The organism is Cupriavidus sp. HY129 (assembly GCF_059492215.1).
This window is the reverse complement of record NZ_CP083254.1, coordinates 2,083,914-2,102,023: the sequence shown is the minus strand read 5'-3', so window position 1 is coordinate 2,102,023 and position 18,110 is coordinate 2,083,914. Positions and strand designations below refer to the sequence as shown.

General features: G+C 64.4%; 11 protein-coding genes. 5 read left to right on the top strand and 6 right to left on the bottom strand.

The genetic code is table 11. The features are described 5' to 3' along the window. Window positions 1-14: 14 nt before the first annotated feature. The 6 genes from narH to argA all read right to left on the bottom strand — a co-directional run bounded on the left by narH (window position 15) and on the right by argA (window position 10,136). Window positions 15-1,568: a nitrate reductase subunit beta gene (narH, locus tag K6G35_RS09470; protein ID WP_008643816.1), complete on the bottom strand. Its 1,554-nt coding sequence runs from the start codon at window positions 1,566-1,568 to the stop codon at window positions 15-17. Then, window positions 1,568-5,326: a nitrate reductase subunit alpha gene (locus K6G35_RS09465; protein ID WP_495675607.1), complete on the bottom strand. Its 3,759-nt coding sequence runs from the start codon at window positions 5,324-5,326 to the stop codon at window positions 1,568-1,570. Before K6G35_RS09465 ends, narH begins: the two co-directional genes overlap by 1 nt. A 31-nt stretch (window positions 5,327-5,357) precedes the next feature. Further along, entirely contained in the window at window positions 5,358-6,740 is a 1,383-nt protein-coding gene (locus tag K6G35_RS09460; protein WP_495675606.1) for a NarK family nitrate/nitrite MFS transporter, read from the bottom strand. Between the two features lie 36 nt (window positions 6,741-6,776). Beyond that, the gene (locus K6G35_RS09455; protein WP_008643822.1) at window positions 6,777-8,060 is read right to left on the bottom strand and encodes an MFS transporter; all 1,284 of its coding nucleotides are present in this window, start codon (window positions 8,058-8,060) and stop codon (window positions 6,777-6,779) included. 264 nt (window positions 8,061-8,324) lie between these two features. Continuing rightward, the gene (locus K6G35_RS09450) at window positions 8,325-8,600 is read right to left on the bottom strand and encodes an oxidative damage protection protein (protein ID WP_008643825.1); all 276 of its coding nucleotides are present in this window, start codon (window positions 8,598-8,600) and stop codon (window positions 8,325-8,327) included. Between the two features lie 99 nt (window positions 8,601-8,699). Beyond that, window positions 8,700-10,136, bottom strand: coding sequence for an amino-acid N-acetyltransferase (gene argA / locus K6G35_RS09445; protein ID WP_186425025.1), 1,437 nt, complete (start codon window positions 10,134-10,136; stop codon window positions 8,700-8,702). Between the two features lie 23 nt (window positions 10,137-10,159). Here argA and hrpA point away from each other — a divergent pair, with 23 nt between their 5' ends. The 5 genes from hrpA to K6G35_RS09420 all read left to right on the top strand — a co-directional run bounded on the left by hrpA (window position 10,160) and on the right by K6G35_RS09420 (window position 18,101). Beyond that, window positions 10,160-14,110, top strand: coding sequence for an ATP-dependent RNA helicase HrpA (gene hrpA, locus K6G35_RS09440; RefSeq protein ID WP_495675605.1), 3,951 nt, complete (start codon window positions 10,160-10,162; stop codon window positions 14,108-14,110). 133 nt (window positions 14,111-14,243) lie between these two features. Further along, a complete protein-coding gene (locus K6G35_RS09435; protein WP_024570139.1) occupies window positions 14,244-15,230 on the top strand; it encodes a YVTN family beta-propeller repeat protein in 987 nt (328 codons plus the stop codon). 13 nt (window positions 15,231-15,243) lie between these two features. Continuing rightward, entirely contained in the window at window positions 15,244-16,119 is an 876-nt protein-coding gene (locus K6G35_RS09430; protein ID WP_008644234.1) for a polysaccharide deacetylase family protein, read from the top strand. Next, window positions 16,119-17,114 (top strand): sterol desaturase family protein, encoded by a 996-nt coding sequence (locus K6G35_RS09425; RefSeq protein ID WP_035882340.1) that lies wholly within the window; start codon window positions 16,119-16,121, stop codon window positions 17,112-17,114. The genes K6G35_RS09430 and K6G35_RS09425 overlap by 1 nt, the downstream gene beginning before the upstream one ends. Before the next feature lie 111 nt (window positions 17,115-17,225). Continuing rightward, complete coding sequence (locus tag K6G35_RS09420) at window positions 17,226-18,101, top strand: EI24 domain-containing protein (protein ID WP_008644236.1); 876 nt, start codon at window positions 17,226-17,228, stop codon at window positions 18,099-18,101. Window positions 18,102-18,110: the final 9 nt, after the last annotated feature.

The following is an 18,110-nucleotide window of genomic DNA, read 5'->3' as shown; positions in this document are numbered from 1 at the left end:
TCGAACTCCTTCCTTTAACCGGTGATGGCCTTGCGGCGCGAGCGCGGCAAGTCGGCGTACGACACTTCTGGCTTGGGCTTCTTCGTGCCGAACAGCGAGCCGTCCGACGTGCCACCCGAGCAGCCGTTGCCGAAGCTGAAACCGCAGCTTCCCTTCTCGTCGAAGCTGTCTTCCGCCATTTCCTTGTGGGACGACGGCACGACGAAGCGGTCCTCGTAGTTGGCGATGGCCATGATCTGGTACATGTCCTCGACCTGCGCGGGCGTCAGCCCCACCTGTTCGAGCACGGCCAGGTCCTGCAGGCCGTCTACCGATTCAGAGCGCTTGTATGCGCGCATCGCCAGCATGCGTTCCAGCGCGGACAGCACCGGATTCACATCGCCTGCGGTCAGCAGGTTCGCAAGATACTTGACCGGAATGCGCAGGCTCTTCACGTCCGGGATCACGCCGTTCATGCCCATGAAGCCAGATTCGGCGGCCGACTGGATCGGCGAGAGCGGCGGGATGTACCAGACCATTGGCAGCGTGCGGTATTCCGGGTGCAGCGGGAAGGCCACCTTCCACTCGCAGGCCATCTTGTAGACCGGCGACTTGACCGCGGCGTCCAGCCAGCTCTGCGGGATGCCCTGACGCAGCGCCTCGGCCTGGATCTTCGGATCGTGCGGATCGAGGAAGACGTCGAGTTGCGACTGGTACAGATCGCGCTCGTCAGCCACTGACGCGGCCTGCTCGATGCGGTCGGCGTCATAGAGCATCACCCCGAGATAGCGGATGCGGCCCACGCAGGTTTCCGAGCAGACCGTCGGTTGCCCGGCCTCGATACGCGGATAGCAGAACACGCACTTCTCGGCCTTGCCGGTCTGCCAGTTGAAGTAGATCTTCTTGTACGGGCAGCCCGACACGCACATGCGCCAGCCGCGGCACTTGTCCTGATCGACCAGCACGATGCCGTCTTCCTCGCGCTTGTAGACCGAGCCGGAGGGGCAGGACGCCACGCAGGTCGGGTTCAGGCAGTGCTCGCATAGGCGCGGCAAATACATCATGAAGGTGTTCTCGAACGTCGAGTACATGTCCTTCTGGATGTCTTCAAACAGCTTGTCGCGGCTGCGCTGGTCGAACTCGCCCCCGAGGTCGTCTTCCCAGTTCGGACCCCATTCGATCTTCTCCATCTTCTTGCCGGTGATCGCCGATACGGGACGCGCCGTGGGCGGCGTCTGCATCAGCGGGGCATTCTGGAGATGCTCGTAGTCGAAGGTGAACGGCTCGTAGTAGTCGTCGATCTGCGGCAGGTTCGGGTTGGCGAAGATGTTCGCCAGGATCTTCGCCTTGCCGCCCTGACGGGGCGTGAGGCTGCCGTCGGCATTGCGCTTCCAGCCGCCTTGCCACTTGTCCTGGTTCTCCCATTCCTTTGGGAAGCCGACACCGGGCTTGGTCTCGACGTTGTTGAACCATGCGTACTCGACACCTTCACGGCTTGTCCATACGTTCTTGCACGTCACGGAGCAGGTGTGGCAGCCGATGCACTTGTCGAGGTTCAGCACCATGGCTACCTGGGCACGAATCTTCATTACCTTGCTCCTTCGATCTTTTCTGCTTCGTTTGCAGAGGTACGTTCTTCTCGTAGCGGCTGGTCGAGCCAGTCCACCTTGTTCATCTTGCGCAGGATCACGAACTCGTCGCGGTTGCTGCCGACGGTGCCGTAGTAGTTGAAGCCGTAAGCCAGTTGCGCGTAGCCGCCGATCATGTGCGTGGGCTTGGTCACCGCGCGGGTGACCGAGTTATGGATACCGCCGCGCATACCGCTGGTCTCGGCCCCAGGCACGTTCACGATCTTTTCCTGGGCGTGGTACATCAGGCACATCCCTTGCGGAACGCGCTGCGATACGACCACCCGCGCCGTCAGCGTGCCGTTGACGTTGAAGACCTCGACCCAGTCGTTGTCGCGAATGCCGTTGGCCTTGGCTTCCACTTCCGAGATCCACACGTGCGGGCCGCCGCGCGACAGCGTCAGCATCCGCAGGTTGTCGGAGTACGTGGAGTGGATGCCCCACTTCTGGTGCGGGGTGATCCAGTTCAGCACCAGTTCGGGGTTGCCGTTCGGCTTCTTGCCGAGCATCGGGCTGATCGTCTTGGTGTCGATCGCCGGCTTGTACACGCACGCGCCTTCGCCGAAGTCGAGCATCCAGCGGTGATCCTGGTAGAACTGCTGACGGCCCGTCAGCGTGCGCCATGGAATCAGCTCGTGCACGTTGGTATAGCCGGCGTTGTAGCTGACTTCCTCGGACTCGAGTCCTGACCACGTCGGCGCCGAGATGATCTTGCGCGGCTGGGCCTGCACGTCGCGGAAGCGGATCTTGTCGTGCTCGCGGCCGACAGCCAGGTGCGTGTGGTCGCGGCCGGTGATCTTCGACAGCGCGTCCCAGGCCTTGACGGCCACGTGGCCGTTGGTTTCGGGCGCGAACGTCAGGATCATCTCCGCGGCGTCAATCGCGGTTTCCAGGCGCGGACGGCCCTGGCTGACGCCCGGCTCGGTCACCGTCTTGCTCAGGTGGCCGATCTCGTGCACTTCGTGCTCGGTGTTCCAGTTGATGCCCTTGCCGCCGTTGCCAAGCTTGTCGAGCAGCGGGCCGATCGACGTGAACTTCTTGTAGATGTCGTGATAGTTGCGTTCCACCACGGTCATCGACGGCGCGGTCTTGCCTGGGATCAGGTCGCACTCGCCGTGCTTCCAGTCCTTCGGCTCGAACGGCTGGCCCAGCTCACCCGGGGTGTCGTGCAGCAGCGGGGTGCAGACCAGATCCTCGCGTGTGCCAAGGTACGGGCCGGCAATCTCGCTGAATGTTTTCGCGATCGCCTTGTAGATTTCCCAGTCCGTCTTGCTTTCCCAGAGCGGCTGCACGGCTTCCGAGAGCGGGTGGATGAACGGGTGCATGTCGGACGTGTTCAGGTCGTCCTTTTCGTACCACGTGGCCGTCGGCAGCACGATGTCGCCGTAGAGGCAGGTGGTGCTCATGCGGAAGTCGAGCACGGTCAGCAGGTCGAGCTTGCCTTCGGCGGCCGGCCGAACTGTGACTTCGCTGGGCTTGATCGCATCGTTCTCATCGCCGAACACGGCGTTCTGCGTGCCGAGCAGGTACTTGAGGAAGTACTCGTGGCCCTTGCCGGAGCTGCCGAGAATATTCGAGCGCCACACAAACATGTTGCGCGGGAAGTTGGCGGGATTGTCAGGGTCGTCGCAGGCGAACTGCAGCTTGCCGGACTTCAGTTGCTCCACGGTATCCGCGATCGGGTCCTTGCCGGCGGCGCGGGCCTCGGCCACCACATCGAGCGGGTTCCGGCCCAGTTGCGGCGCGGAAGGCAACCAGCCCATCCGTTCGGACTTGGCGTTCAGGTCGAGCAGCGACAGCTTGTCGTAGCGCGCGCGGTCGGCAGTCGGCGCGAGGATTTCGTCGACACCGAGCTTCTCGTGACGCCACTGGCTGGTGTGGTTGTAGAAGAACGACGTGCCGTTCATATGGCGCGGCGGGCGCGACCAGTCCAGCCCGAACGCCAGCGGCGCCCAGCCGAACTGCGGCCGCAGCTTTTCCTGGCCGACGTAGTGTGCCCAGCCGCCACCGCTCTTGCCGATGCAGCCGCACATCATCAACAGGTTGATGATGCCGCGGTAGATCATGTCGTTGTGGTACCAGTGGTTCAGCGCGGCGCCAACGATGACCATGCTCTTGCCCTGCGTGCGGTCGGCGTTGTCGGCGAATTCGCGGGCGACCTGGATGACGAGGTTGCGCGGCACGGACGTGTGCTTTTCCTGCCAGGCAGGGGTGTAGGGCACATCGTCGTCATACGACGTGGCGACGTTCGGGCCGCTAAGGCCCTGGTCGACGCCGTAGTTGGCCATCTGCAGGTCATAGACGGTGGCCACGTGAACCGTGGTGCCGTCGGCCAGCGTCAGGCGGCGCGTGGGCACGCGGCGCTTGAGCAGGGCATCGTGTTCGCCACCGAAGTACGGGAAGCCGACTTCGACCACTTCATCCTCATGACCGATCAGCGACAGACGCTGGTCGATCTCGCGGCCACTGCCGCCATCCTTCATCTCCAGGTTCCAGCGGCCGACCTTCGCGCCGTTGTCGTGGGCGGCCTCGCCCCAGCGGAAGCCGATCGAACCATTCGGCGCGACGATTTCGCCCGTGGCGTCGTCGATCGCCAGCGTTTTCCATTCGGGATGGTTCGCCTGGTCGAGATTGCCGTCCAGGTGCGAAGCGCGGAGGAAGTGATCGGGCACCAGCGTGCCGTCCTGCTCGCGCAGCAGCACCAGCAACGGCATGTCGGTGTACTGCTTCACATAGTCGCGGAAGTAGGCCGACTTGCCGGTGGTGTGGAACTCCTTGAGCACCACGTGGCCCATGGCCATCGCCAGGGCGGCATCGGTACCTTGCTTCGGCGCGAGCCAGATGTCACCGAACTTGACCATTTCGCCGAAGTCCGAAGACACAGCCACGGTCTTGGTGCCCTTGTAGCGCACCTCGGTGTAGAAGTGGGCGTCCGGCGTGCGCGTCTGCGGCACGTTCGAGCCCCACACCATCAGGTAGGTGCTGTTGTACCAGTCGGCGGATTCCGGCACGTCGGTCTGCTCGCCCCAGATCTGCGGGCTGGCCGGCGGCAGATCGCAGTACCAGTCGTAGAAGGACAGGCAGGCGCCGCCGATCAGGCTCAGGTAGCGCGCGCCGGCGGCGTACGACACCATCGACATGGCCGGAATCGGCGAGAAGCCGATCACGCGGTCGGGGCCATACTGCTTGATCGTGTAGGCATTGGCCGCCGCGATGATCTCGGTGGCAGTCTGCCAGTCCGCGCGGACGAAGCCGCCCTGGCCGCGCACGCTCTTGTAGCGGCGGGCCTTCTCCGGGTTCTGGCTGATCGATTCCCAGGCGGAAATCGGGTCCATCGTCTTGCGGGCCTCGCGCCACATTTCCATCAGGCGGCCGCGAATCATGGGGTACTTCACCCGCTGTGCGGAGTAGACGTACCAGCTGTACGACGCGCCACGCGGGCAGCCGCGCGGTTCATGGTTGGGCAGATCGGGGCGCGTGCGCGGATAGTCGGTCTGCTGGGTTTCCCAGGTAATCAGGCCGTTTTTGACGTAGACCTTCCACGAGCAGGAACCGGTGCAGTTGACGCCGTGCGTCGAGCGCACGATCTTGTCGTGCTGCCAGCGGCCGCGGTACGTGTTTTCCCACTTGCGGTCCTCGTTGACCACCGCGCCGTGTCCGTCCGAGTAGGTGGACTTCACGCGCGACAGGAACTTCAGTCGATCGAGAAAGTGACTCATTTTGTAGGGTTCTCCTGTGGGGTTCGTTCTGTCAGCACGGCATTGCGGCGTTGCGGCGGGCGTAGAACCACCACGTCACGAGCACACAGGTCACGTAGAAGACGATGAAGCAGTAGAGCGCGGCAAGGGGCGAACCAGTCAGGTCCAGCGAGGTGCCGAAGCTCTTGGGGATGAAGAAGCCGCCGTAGGCGCCGATCGCACCCGAGAAGCCGAGCACGGCGGCCGATTCCTTGCCGGCGTCCTGCACGGCCTGCCGCTGCGAGGCGGCGTCCTTGCCGGCCGCGCGCTGGCGCTCTGTCAGGAAGATCACGGGGATCATGCGGAACGTCGAACCGTTGCCGATGCCGGTCAGGGCGAACAGCACGATGAACGCGCCGAGGAAGGCGGGGAAGCTGCCCGCGCCGCCATCGGCGGGCAGGGCGGCCAGCACGGCGCCGACTGCGAAGATCATGCCGATGAAGGTCCAGAGCGTGACGCGGGCGCCGCCGAGCCTGTCCGAGATCCAGCCACCAACCGGGCGGGTCAGTGCGCCAACGAGCGGTCCGAGGAAGGCGTAGGCCGTCGGGTTGACACCGGGGAACTGCGACTTGGTCAGCAGCGCCAGGCCGGCCGAGAAGCCGATGAACGAGCCGAACGTGCCGATATAGAGCCAGCACATCAGCCAGTTGTGCTTGCGTGTGAAGATCACGGCCTGTTCGGCGAACGATGCGCGCGCGTCGGCGATGTCGTGCATGCCGAACCATGCCGCCAGCGAGGCGACGATGATGAACGGCACCCAGATGAAGCCGGCGTTCTGCAGCCAGAGTTGTTGGGTGGCGTCGGCCGCCTTGTAGGTCTGCGGTTCACCGCCGAGCGCGCCGAACACGGCCACCGAAACCACCAGCGGCGTGACGAACTGCACCACGGAGACGCCCAGGTTGCCGATGCCGGCGTTCAGGCCGGTGGCCAGGCCTTTCTTTTCCTTCGGGAAGAAGAAGCTGATGTTGGCCATCGACGAACTGAAGTTCGCGCCGCCCAGGCCGCACAGCAGCGCCAGGATCAGCAGCGTGGGGTAGCTGGTGGACGGGTCGCGTAGCGCGAAGCCCATGCCCAGCGCCGGAATCAGCAGCAGCGCCGTGGAGATGGCCGTGAAACGGCGGCCGCCGAAGATCGGCACCAGGAACGAGTAAAAGATGCGCAGCGTGGCGCCGGACAGCGCGGGCAGTGCGGTCAGCCAGAAGAGCTGGTTCTTGGTGAACTGGAAGCCGGCGCGGTCGAGGTTGACCGCCACCACGCTCCAGAGCATCCAGATCACGAACGCCAGCATCAGCGCGGGGATCGAAATCCAGAGGTTGCGGTAGGCGATGCGCTCGCCCTGGTCGCGCCAGAAGGCCACGTTCTCGGGCTCCCAGCGGGTCAGTACGGAACTTGACATGATATGCAGTTAGGTTGGTTTGCGAGGAGACCGAACTCAGGCGGTTTGCAGGGTTTCGGGCGTCGGCCTGGCGTTTGCCGCGCGCTGGCTGTAGTGCATCCACACCAGACTCACGCAGACCGCGCCGTACATCAGCATGAAACAGCTGGTGCGGATGCCGGTCAGGTCGGCCAGTGCGCCGAACAGGATCGGGAGGATGAAGCCACCGAGGCCGCCGGCCAGACCGACTACGCCGGAGACCGCGCCGATGTTGTGTGTGAAATCGTTCGAGATGAACTTGAAGACAGAAGCCTTGCCGACCGCGAACGCGATACCGACCACGAACATCAGGATGGTGAACACCGTCGGCGAGAGCGCGATATGGAAGCTCTCCGGGCCGTTGGCGGTGTGGATCGTGAAGTCGCTCCTCGGGTAGCTGAGCAGGAAGAACGTGACCCAGCTGACCCACATGACCCACCACGTGGTGCGGTGCGCGCCGTAGCGGTCCGAGATCCAGCCGCCGATTGCTCGGAGCACGCCACCTGGCAGCGAGAAGCAGGCAGCGAGGAACGCGGCCGTCTTCATGTCGAAGCCGTACTCACCGATGTAGTACTTGGTCATCCACAGCGAGAGGCCAACGTAGCCGCCGAACACGACCGAGTAGTACTGCGAATAGCGCCAGACACGCGGATCACGCATGACGGCAAGTTGCGCACGCCAGCTGGTGGCCGACGAAACGCGGTGCGCGGGATTGCTGCGCGAGAACAGCCAGAACACGATGGCGGTGATCAGCATCGCCACCGAGTACACCTTCGGCACGATTTCCCAGGTGCCGGCGGCCAGAATCAGAGCGGGCGCGACGAACTTGGTCAAGGCGGCGCCCGAGTTGCCGGCACCGAAGATGCCCATGGCCAGGCCCTGGCGCGAGCGCGGGAACCAGCGGGCGACATACGGCGTGCCCACCGAGAACGAGCCGCCCGCCAGGCCGACGAACAGCCCGAGCACCAGCAGTTGCCACAGCGTATGCGCGTACGAGATCAGCCAGATGGGGATCACCGTCAGCAGCATCAGCACGAAGAACACGACGCGGCCGCCGTAGCGGTCCGTCCAGATGCCGAGCGGCACGCGGATCAGGGAGCCGCTCAGCACCGGCGTGGCTGCCAGCAGGCCGAACTCGGTGTCATTCAGGCCGAGTTCCTTCTTGAGCGGAATGCCGAGCACGGCAAACAGCATCCAGACGGCGAAACAGATCGTGAAGGCGAAAGTGCTGGACCAGAGCGTCGTCCAAGCACCGGAAGGGACGGGTTCTGGCTTGCTGGAGGGGAGGTTTGGGGTGGCCATGGCCGGGTTCCGAAGTCACTTTGGGGAGTGACGCCAGATTAGGCCTGTGGCGATTTGCCGACTATTCGCCGGGCGTAGAGGTAGGTGGGGGAGAGGCTATGCGGGACGGACTAGTCCGATCGGCATATGGACGGCGGGAAGTGATGGGGGAGTCGGCCAATTCCGGACCGTGCGGCCGGTGAATCCCGGCAAAGCGGGATTCGACGTGGCGGCCGTTTCCCCCGGCTCCCCTCCCGCAGGCGGGAAAGGAGCGAGCGGCAGTGCTTAAGCCGCCGGCGGGGGCACGTAGCCTGCGGCCTGGTCGGCGCCGTCGCCGAAGAAGTACTTCTCGGTCTGCTTGATCAGGTACTGGCGCGCCCGCGGGTCGGCCATGTTCAGGCGGTTCTCGTTGATCAGCATGGTCTGATGCTTGAGCCAGCCGGCCCAGGCTTCCTTGGACACGTTTTGCCAGATCTTCTTGCCGAGATCGCCCGGCAGCGGGGGGAAGTCGAGGCCTTCGGCTTCCTTGTTCAGCTTGATGCAATGGACCGTGCGGGCCATGAGGGACTCCTTGTTCGTTTGGCCGCTATTGTAGCCAAGCTGGCCGGCCGGGCGGGAGTATCCGCCCATGCCCCTGCCGACCTTGTTGTTACTGCGGCGTCAGAGCTTCTTCATCAGGACCATCGACTTGCGCTGCCAGTTGTAGAGCTTGCGCTTGTCTTCGGGCAGATCGTCGACCGTGGCGTGGACGAACCCCCGCTTGAGGAACCAGTGTTCGGTGCGCGTGGTGAGCACGAATAGGCGTTCCAGGCCCAGCGCGCGGGCGCGGCGCTCGATCCGCTTGAGCAGCCGTTCGCCGTCGCCGGTGCCCTGGGCTTCCTGCGATACGGTAAGGCAGGCCATCTCGCCCATGTTCTCGCGCGGGAATTCATAGAGCGCGGCGCAGCCGAACAGCACGCCGTCGTGCTCGATCACCGAGAACTTGTCGATGTCGCGCTCGAGCAGATGGCGGCCGCGGGGAACCAGCGTGCCATCGGCCTCGAGCGGGGCGATGAGCTGCAGAATGCCGCCGACGTCGTCGAGCGTGGCTTCACGCAGGCTTTCCAGATCGCTGTCGGACAGCATGGTGCCCACGCCGTCGTGCAGGAACAGCTCCAGCAGTACCGAACCGTCCAGCGAGAACGGGATCAGGTGCGCGCGCGGCACGCCGCCCTTGAGCGCCTTGACCAGATGCTGGAGGTAGTACGCGACGTCGGGCGGCAGATGGTTGTTCTGGAGCCGTTCCACGGCGGTGCGCAGCGACATTTCCTTCATCAGCTTGCCCACCTGGTCGGGCACGCCGGGTACCTCGGTGATGAAGATCAGCTTGTCCGCCTTGAGCGCGCTGGCCGTGGCGCTGGCCACGTCCTCCATCGACAGGTTGAATGCCTGGCCGGTCGGCGAGAAGCCGAGCGGCGACAGCAGCACCACCTTGCCGTGCGATAGCGACATGCGCATCGAGTCGCCGTCGATCTTGCGGACCAGACCGGTGTGCTGATAGTCCACGCCATTGACGATGCCCACCGGGCGCGCGGTGATGAAGTTGCCCGACACCACGGAAAGCTGGGCGCCAGCCATCGGCGTGTTGGGCAGCCCCTGGCTGAACGCGGCCTCGATGTCGAGGCGCAGTTCGCCGGCGGCTTCCTTGGCGCATTCCAGCGCGGCGTTGTCGGTGATTCGGATGCCTTCCGCGTACTGCGACTGGACATTGCGCAGCGCGAGCTGTTCTTCCACCTGCGGTCGGGACCCGAACACCAGCACAATCTGCATGCCCATCGCGTGCAGCAGCGCCACGTCGTTGACCAGTCCGTTGAGCACCCCGGCCTTGACCAGTTCGCCGCTGAAGGCGATCACGAAGGTCTTGCCCCGGAAGGCATGGATATAGGGCGCGACCGATCGCAGCCAGTCGACGAACTGCTGCTGGTCCGGGCCGGCGGGCTCGGCAAGCTCCGTGGCGACGGGCGGCTTCTGGGTGTCGGGCGCGGCCTTTACGGGCAGCGGGAGCGGGGCGGAGGCAGGATCGGGGTCCTGCTGCGGGGAGTCGGTTCTGGCGTTCATGCGGCGGATTATAATCCCGGCCAATGTCAGCACAACGCCCCGCCAAACCTGTTCCGTCCCGGCCCGCCGAGGCCAAGACTTCCCCGGTTCCTCCGAATCCCGCCAAGCGGCCGGCGGAGGCCGCCGCGCGCGCGCCTCGCCCGCCCGGCGGGCCTCGCCAACCCCGTGCGCCCCAGCCGGCACGGCTTGCCAATCCGATACCGGAAATTACGTTTCCGGAGGCCTTGCCCGTCTCGGCACGGCGCGAAGAGATCGCCCGGGCACTGCAGGCCAACCAGGTCATCATCGTTTCCGGCGAAACCGGCTCGGGCAAGACCACGCAGCTGCCGAAGATCGCGTTGTCGATCGGGCGGGGCCCGGCACGCGAGGGCAAGCCCGGCGGCGGGCTGATCGGCCACACCCAGCCGCGCCGAATCGCGGCAACCTCCACGGCCAAGCGCGTCGCGCAGGAACTGGGCACGCCGCTGGGCGAGACGGTCGGCTATCAGGTCCGGTTCAACGACACGATGTCGGCCGGTGCATCGGTCAAGCTGATGACCGACGGCATCCTGCTGGCCGAGACGCAGAATGATCCGCTGCTGCGCGCCTACGACACGATCATCATCGACGAGGCGCACGAGCGCAGCCTCAACATCGACTTCCTGATCGGCTACCTGCGCCAGATCTTGCCGAAGCGGCCGGATCTGAAGGTGATCATCACGTCGGCAACCATCGACGCCAAGCGCTTTGCCGAGCATTTCGCGCGCAACGGCAAGCCGGCGCCCGTGATCGAGGTCAGTGGCCGACTCTATCCGGTAGAGGTGCGCTACCGGCCGATCCAGGCGGATGCGCCGGCCGACGGCGCCCCGCGTACCGAGAAGGCCCGGGAGCGCGATCTGTACGACGGCATCGTTGACGCCGTGGACGAACTCTGCCGGGTCGGGCCCGGCGACGTGCTGGTGTTCCTGCCGGGCGAGCGGGAGATCCGCGAGGCCGCCGAGGCGCTGCGCAAGCATCATCCGCCGCATACGGAAATCCTGCCGCTGTTTGCGCGGCTGTCCGTGCAGGAGCAGGAACGGGTGTTCAAACCGTCGAACGCGCGGCGCATCGTGCTGGCCACCAACGTGGCGGAGACGTCGCTGACGGTGCCTGGCATCCGCTACGTGGTGGATACGGGGCTGGCGCGCGTCAAGCGCTATTCGTACCGCAACAAGGTCGAGCAACTCCAGATCGAATCGATCTCGCAGGCGGCAGCCAACCAGCGTGCCGGCCGATGTGGCCGGGTGGCGAACGGTGTCTGCATCCGCCTGTACGAGGAAAGTGATTTCCTGGGCCGCGTGCGCTTCACCGATCCGGAAATCCTGCGCTCGTCGCTGGCAGCGGTCATCCTGCGCATGAAAGCGCTGCGCCTGACCGATATCGAGGCGTTCCCGTTTATCGAGCCGCCGCTGGGCCGTGCCATCGCCGACGGCTACCAGTTGCTGCAGGAACTGGGCGCGTTCGACGAGGCCAACCAGCTCACCGGCGTTGGCCGCCAGTTGTCCAAGCTGCCGCTCGACCCGCGCGTGGCGCGGATGATCCTGGCCGCGCGCGACCAGCAATGTCTGCGCGAGGTGCTGATCATCGCCAGCGCGTTGTCCGTGCAGGACCCGCGAGACCGCCCGCAGGAGGCCCAGGAGGCCGCCGACCAGGCACATCGCAAGTTCATGGACGAGAAGTCCGAGTTTCTGGGCTGGGTCAAGCTGTGGAAGTGGTTCGAAGAAGCCGTCGCGCACAAGAAGACCAACCGGCAGTTGCAGGAGCAGTGCCGCGCCAACTTCCTGTCGCATGTGCGCCTGCGTGAATGGCGCGACGTGCATTCGCAACTGCTGACCACGGTAACGGAGCAGGGCTGGCGCCTGAACGAGAGCGAGCCGACCTTCGAGCAGGTGCACAAGGCGCTGCTGACCGGCCTGCTCGGCAACGTTGGCCTGAAGCTGGACGAGTCCGACGGCAAGGGGCGCGAGTACCTGGGGGCGCGCGGCATCAAGTTCCACCTCTGGCCGGGCTCGCTCATCGCGCGCAAGGTGGGGCGCTGGATCATCGCGGCCGAATTGGTGGAAACCAGTCGCCTGTACGCGCGCACGCTGGCCCGCGTCGAGCCGGAATGGGTCGAGCAGGTAGGCAGCCATCTGCTCAAGGTGAGCTGGAGCGAGCCGCACTGGGAGAAGAAGGCCGGGCAAGTGCTGGCGCTCGAGCGCGGCACGCTGTACGGCTTGCCCGTGTACCAGCATCGTCGGGTGCACTTTGGGCCGATGAACCCGGCCGAGGCACGCGAGCTGTTCATCCGCCACGCACTGGTGGAAGGCGAGTTCGACACACGGCTGCCGTTCTTCGCCCATAACCAGCGTCTGGTGCGCGAGATCGAGAACCTGGAGCACAAGTCGCGCCGTCAGGACGTGCTGGTGGACGACGCGCTCATTTTCGCGTTTTACGATCGCGCGATTCCCGCCGACATCCACAATCAGGTGGCGTTCGAGAAGTGGTATCAGGCGGAGTCCGCGAAGGATCGCAAACTCCTGTACCTGAATCGCGACGAGTTGATGCGGCACGAAGCGGCAGGTATCACGACGGACCTGTTCCCGAAGATCCTGTCGATCGCCGGGATCGACATGGCGCTGACGTACCACTTCGAACCTGGCAGCCATCGCGATGGCGTGACGCTGACGGTGCCGCTGTACGCGCTCAACCAGGTACGACCCGAGCGCACCGAGTGGCTCGTGCCGGGCATGATCAAGGAGAAGGTGCATCTGCTGCTGAAATCGCTGCCACAGAAGCTGCGCCGCCACTGCGTGCCGCTGCCCGACTACGCGGCTGGGTTTGTCGACCGCCAGCCGTTCGGGGAGGGAGATCTGCTCGATGTGCTGATCGCCGACGTCCGCGAGCAGACCGGCACGATGATCAAGCGTGCGGACTTCAAGCTCGAGACGCTGCCTGCCCACCACGCGATGAATTTCAAGGTGATCGACGAGCACGGCCGCCAGCTGGACATGGGCCGCAACCTGGCCCAGTTGCGTGCGGAGTTCGGCGGTCAGGCGCAGCAGTCGTTCCAGAACATTGCCGCGCGCGATGTGCCTGCGGCGGAAGCCGGTCAATTCGAGAACCTGACCTCGTGGTCGTTCGGCGAGTTGCCCGAACTGCTTGAGATCCGCAAGGGCAACCAGACGCTGTTTGGCTATCCGGCGCTGGTTGACCACGGCGATCACTGCGATGTGGAAGTCTTCGACGATCCGCAGGAGGCCGCGCGTATCCACCATGCCGGGCTGCGCCGGTTGTTCGCACTGCAACTGCGCGAGCAGGTCAAGTTCATCGAGAAGAACATTCCGAACCTGCAGCAGATGGCGATGCAGTACATGACGCTGGGCACGCAGGAGGAGTTGCGTAACCAGATCGTCATGATGGCGCTGGAACGCGCCTGCCTGCAGGCGCCCCTGCCGCGCAACGAAGCCGAGTTCAATACCCGCAAGGAAGAAGGGCGGGCGCGGCTGTCGCTGCTGGCCCAGGAAATCGCGCGGCTGGTGGGCACGATCCTCGCCGAGTTTGCGGGGCTGCCGCGCAAGCTGCTCCAGGCCAAGCCGTTCGGCTCGGCCTATCAGGATCTGGAAGGCCAACTGGCACGCTTGATGACGAAGTCTTTCGTGATCGATACGCCATATGTCCAGCTGACGCACTTTCCGCGCTACCTGAAGGGCATGGTGATGCGGGTGGACAAGCTCAAGGGCGATCCGGCCCGTGACAGCCAGCGCATCCAGGAAATGACCCCGCTGGTGCAACAGTGGCAGCGTGCGGAGAAGCAACTACGGTCGCAGGGCCGGGGCGCTGCTGATGCCCGCCTCGACGAATTCCGCTGGATGCTTGAGGAATTGCGGGTGGCCTTGTTCGCGCAGGAACTGCGCACGCCACAGCCAATGTCGGTCAAGCGGCTTCAGAAAGTCTGGGAGTCCATGCAGCGATAGGCCGGTGTCCAGGAGGGGGCTGTCCAGATTATTTGTATCTAATTGTGATATGCCCTCAAGTTTGATGATTCACGTCATCGTACTGGTCGATTGAAACGTTAGAATGCGCGATTCGTCATGATTTAACGGTCTTATGCTCGCATTGCGTCGTGTTGTGGCTGGCGCTGTTTCGGTCGGCACCCTGGCATTGGCATTGGTGTCCGCACCCGCCCGCGCGGAAGTTGTAGTAATCCTGAATTCAGGTGACGCAAGCGTTACTTTGATCGACAAGGACACGCAGAAGGTGTTGGAGACGTTCCCGATCGGGAAGGAACCCCATCACCTGATCGCCACCCCCGACGACAAATCGCTGATCGTCGCCAATGCGGTTGGCAACGATCTCGTCTTCCTCGACCCGGTGACCGGCAAGGTGCAGCAGCGCGTGCCGAACATCGACGACCCATACCAGATCGGCTTCTCGCCCGACCAGAAGTGGTTCATCGCCACCGGCAACCGGCTGGACCGGGTCGACGTCTATCGTTGGGATGGCCGCCAGCTCAAGATCGCCAAGCAGTTCCCGCTGGCCAAGACGCCGAGCCATATCGCGTTCACGGCCGACAGCAAGATTGCATTCATCACGCTGCAGGATTCGAACCAGATCGCCGCGATCGATCTGACCACGCTGACCGTGCTCTGGACCATGGAGGCTGGCTCCGCGCCGGCCGGTATCTGGGTCACGCCAGACCAGAAGTACTTGCTGGTGGGCATGACGGGGGCTGACTACGTCGCCGTGATCGACTGGCGTACCCGGACAGTGGTCAAGCAGATCCAGACCGGCAAGGGCGCGCACAACTTCCGCGCCGTGGGCGACAAGCGGCACCTGTTCCTGAGCAACCGGGTGTCTGGCTCGATAAGCATCATCGACCAGCAGACGCTGTCGAAGGTCGGCGAGATAACGGGTCTGCTGCCGGGCCCGGACGACATGGAACTGACTGCCGATGGCAAGACGCTCTGGGTGACGTTCCGCTGGGCGCGCTCGGTTGGCCTGATCGATGTGGCCAGCCGCAAGATGATCAAGACGATCCGTGTCGGCAAATCGCCGCATGGCATCTACTTCCGCACGCGCGCGCCGCTCTATTAAGAAGGTCAGCGCCATGCGCAACTGGATGATCCGGATCGGGGTAGCTGCGGCGGGGTTGCTGGCGAGCGCCTCGCTTGCTCTGGCGGCCGACGCCAGCCCCGGAGCCTGCCGAGCCGGCACGCTCTATCTGACGTTTGACACTGGCAGCATGAGCCAGGCGGAACTGATCGCTCGCACGTTGCGCAAGCACCATATCCGCGCGACGTTCTTCCTGGCCAACGAGCCCACGGTCAACCACGACAATTCGCTGGATCCAACCTGGGCGGCTTACTGGAAATCGCTGGCTGCCGACGGTCATGCCTTTGGCACCCACACGTTCGACCATGTCTACCTTCGCAGCGCGAAGGGTGGCGAGGGCGGCAAGGTCGTCATGCGGCCGCAGTTCGGGGCGCAGGGAGGCAAGGACGTGGCGATGACCGAGGAATCGTTCTGCACGGAACTGCGCCGGAGCGCGCAGGCCTTCCAGTCGATGACCGGTCAGCCGATGGTGCCGCTGTGGCGCGCTCCGGGTGGCCATACGTCACCGAAGACGCTGGCATGGGCCGAGCAATGCGGCTTCAAGCACGTGGGCTGGGCGCCGGCCGGTTTTCTCGGCGACGAACTGTCTTCCGAGCGCTACCCTAACCAGGTGTTGCTCGAACGCGCGCTGCGCGATCTGCGCGATGGCGACATCACGATGGCCCACCTGGGTATCTGGTCGCGCAAGGACCCCTGGGCGCCGGGCGTGCTGGAGCCGCTGATCAGCGGGCTCGAGCAGAAGGGCTTTTGCTTCGCCACGCTGCGCGAGCATCCGCAGTACAAGCACTGGATTGCCCAGCGTGGTCCGGTGCGAGTGGAGCAGGCGGGGGAACAACCTCAAACATCGTCTGTATCGGGAGCGAAACGGTAATGTGGGACGCGCTCGCCAACTGGCTTAACCTGTGGGTGGGCCAGATCGAAGCCACGGTCTTTCAGAACGTGGTGTTGCCCGTGGTTTATAACCTCGGCTTCGGTGGCTATGCCGAAGACGCGTTCACCGGCACGGAATGGCTGCTGGTCGGGTTGGTCCAGATCGCCGTGATGGTGCTGATCCTCGGTCCGCTCGAGAGACTGCGGCCCGTTGAGGCCGTGACCGACCGCGCGGCCATCCGCACCGATATCCTCTATACGCTCATCCATCGCCTGGGGCTGTTCCGGCTGGTGATGTTTTTCCTGCTGGCACCGTTGATGGATGGCATCGAAGGCCATCTGCGACTGCTGGGATGGCAGCGTGTCAACGTCGAGGACTGGTGGCCCGGCGTGACGTCGATCCCGCTGATCAGCTTTTTCCTCTATCTGGCGCTTTTCGACCTGCTCGACTACTGGTATCACCGGCTGTCGCATACGTACCGCTGGTGGTGGAGCCTGCACGCGGTGCACCACAGCCAGCGCCAAATGACGCTCTGGAGCGACAACCGCAATCATCTGCTCGACGATATCCTGCGCGATTTCGTTTTCGCGGCCGTTGCGCTGGCGGTGGGGGTCGAGCCGTCGCAGTACGTCCTGCTTGTGGCGCTGTCGCAACTGCTGCAGAGCCTGCAGCACGCCAATCTGCGCCTGCACTTCGGCTGGTTGGGCGAGCGCCTGCTGATTTCGCCGCGCTTCCATCGCACGCACCACGCGGTGGGGCTCGGCCATGAAAAACGCGCCACGGCGGACAAGCCCGCACGGCTCGGCGGGTGCAACTATGGCGTGATCTTCCCTTGGTGGGACATGCTCTTTGGCACTGCGGACTTCACCGACGCCTATCATCCGACCGGCATCCGCGACCAGATGCCGCCACCTGCCGGGCGTGCGCGTAGCTACGGCGATGGCTTCCTGTCGCAGCAATGGCTTGGCATCAAGCGGTTGCTTCGCCTGGGGTAGGTTTCTTTCTGCTCGGCTCCAGCGCCACTTCGCGCGCATTTCCGAGGGTTTCCGGAAACACGACCGCCGGGCTGTGCTAGGCTCCGAGGGCTTCTTTCACCTCTTTGCCGCATGAACGATATCTTCCGCTCGTTTGGCCGCGCACTGGTCAGTCAGATGCATCCACGGATGCTGATGCTGACCATCGTGCCATTCGTTCTCGCTACCGTCCTCTGGGGCGGCCTGATCTGGTGGGGCTGGGAACCAATCATGGGGACGGCCCGCGCCATCCTCGAAGGCTCGGTGTTCACGAGCTGGATCTACTCGATGCTCGACTGGCTCGGTCTGCAGTCGCTGCGCAGCGTGGTGGCGCCGCTCTTCGTGCTGACCCTGGCGATCCCGCTGGTCATTGCGTCGATGCTGATCTTCATCAGCTTGTTCTCGGTGCCGGTGGTGGTCAGGCAGCTCGAACGCAGCTATCCGGATCTGGCCAAGTCTCATGGGGGCAGCATCGTTGGCAGCGTCTTCCAGACGCTCGGCAGCACGCTGATCTTCCTGTTGCTGATCCTCATCACGCTGCCGTTATGGCTGATTCCGCCGTTCTTCGCGCTGATTCCGCCGGTATTGTGGGGCTGGCTGACGTACCGGGTGATGACCTACGACGCACTGGCGGAACATGCCACGGCCGAAGAACGCAAGACGCTCATGAAGCGCCATCGGGTGCCGCTGCTGATGATCGGTGTGGCGGTTGGCTTGCTCGGGTCCGCGCCGACGTTGCTGTGGGTCTGGTCCGCTGTCATCATCTTCCTGTTCCCGCTGGTGCTGGCCGGCACGCTGTGGCTCTACGTGCTGATCTTCATTTTCTCGGCACTGTGGTTCGGCCACTTCTGCCTGCGCGCGCTGGGGGATCTGCGTGCGGAGCGCGCGGCCGCCGCGCCGCCACCGCCCCCGGCTACCGACGTGATCGAGCTGGCGCCCTCTGATGTGCGCCGCATCGAGCCTTCCTGAAAACAATTC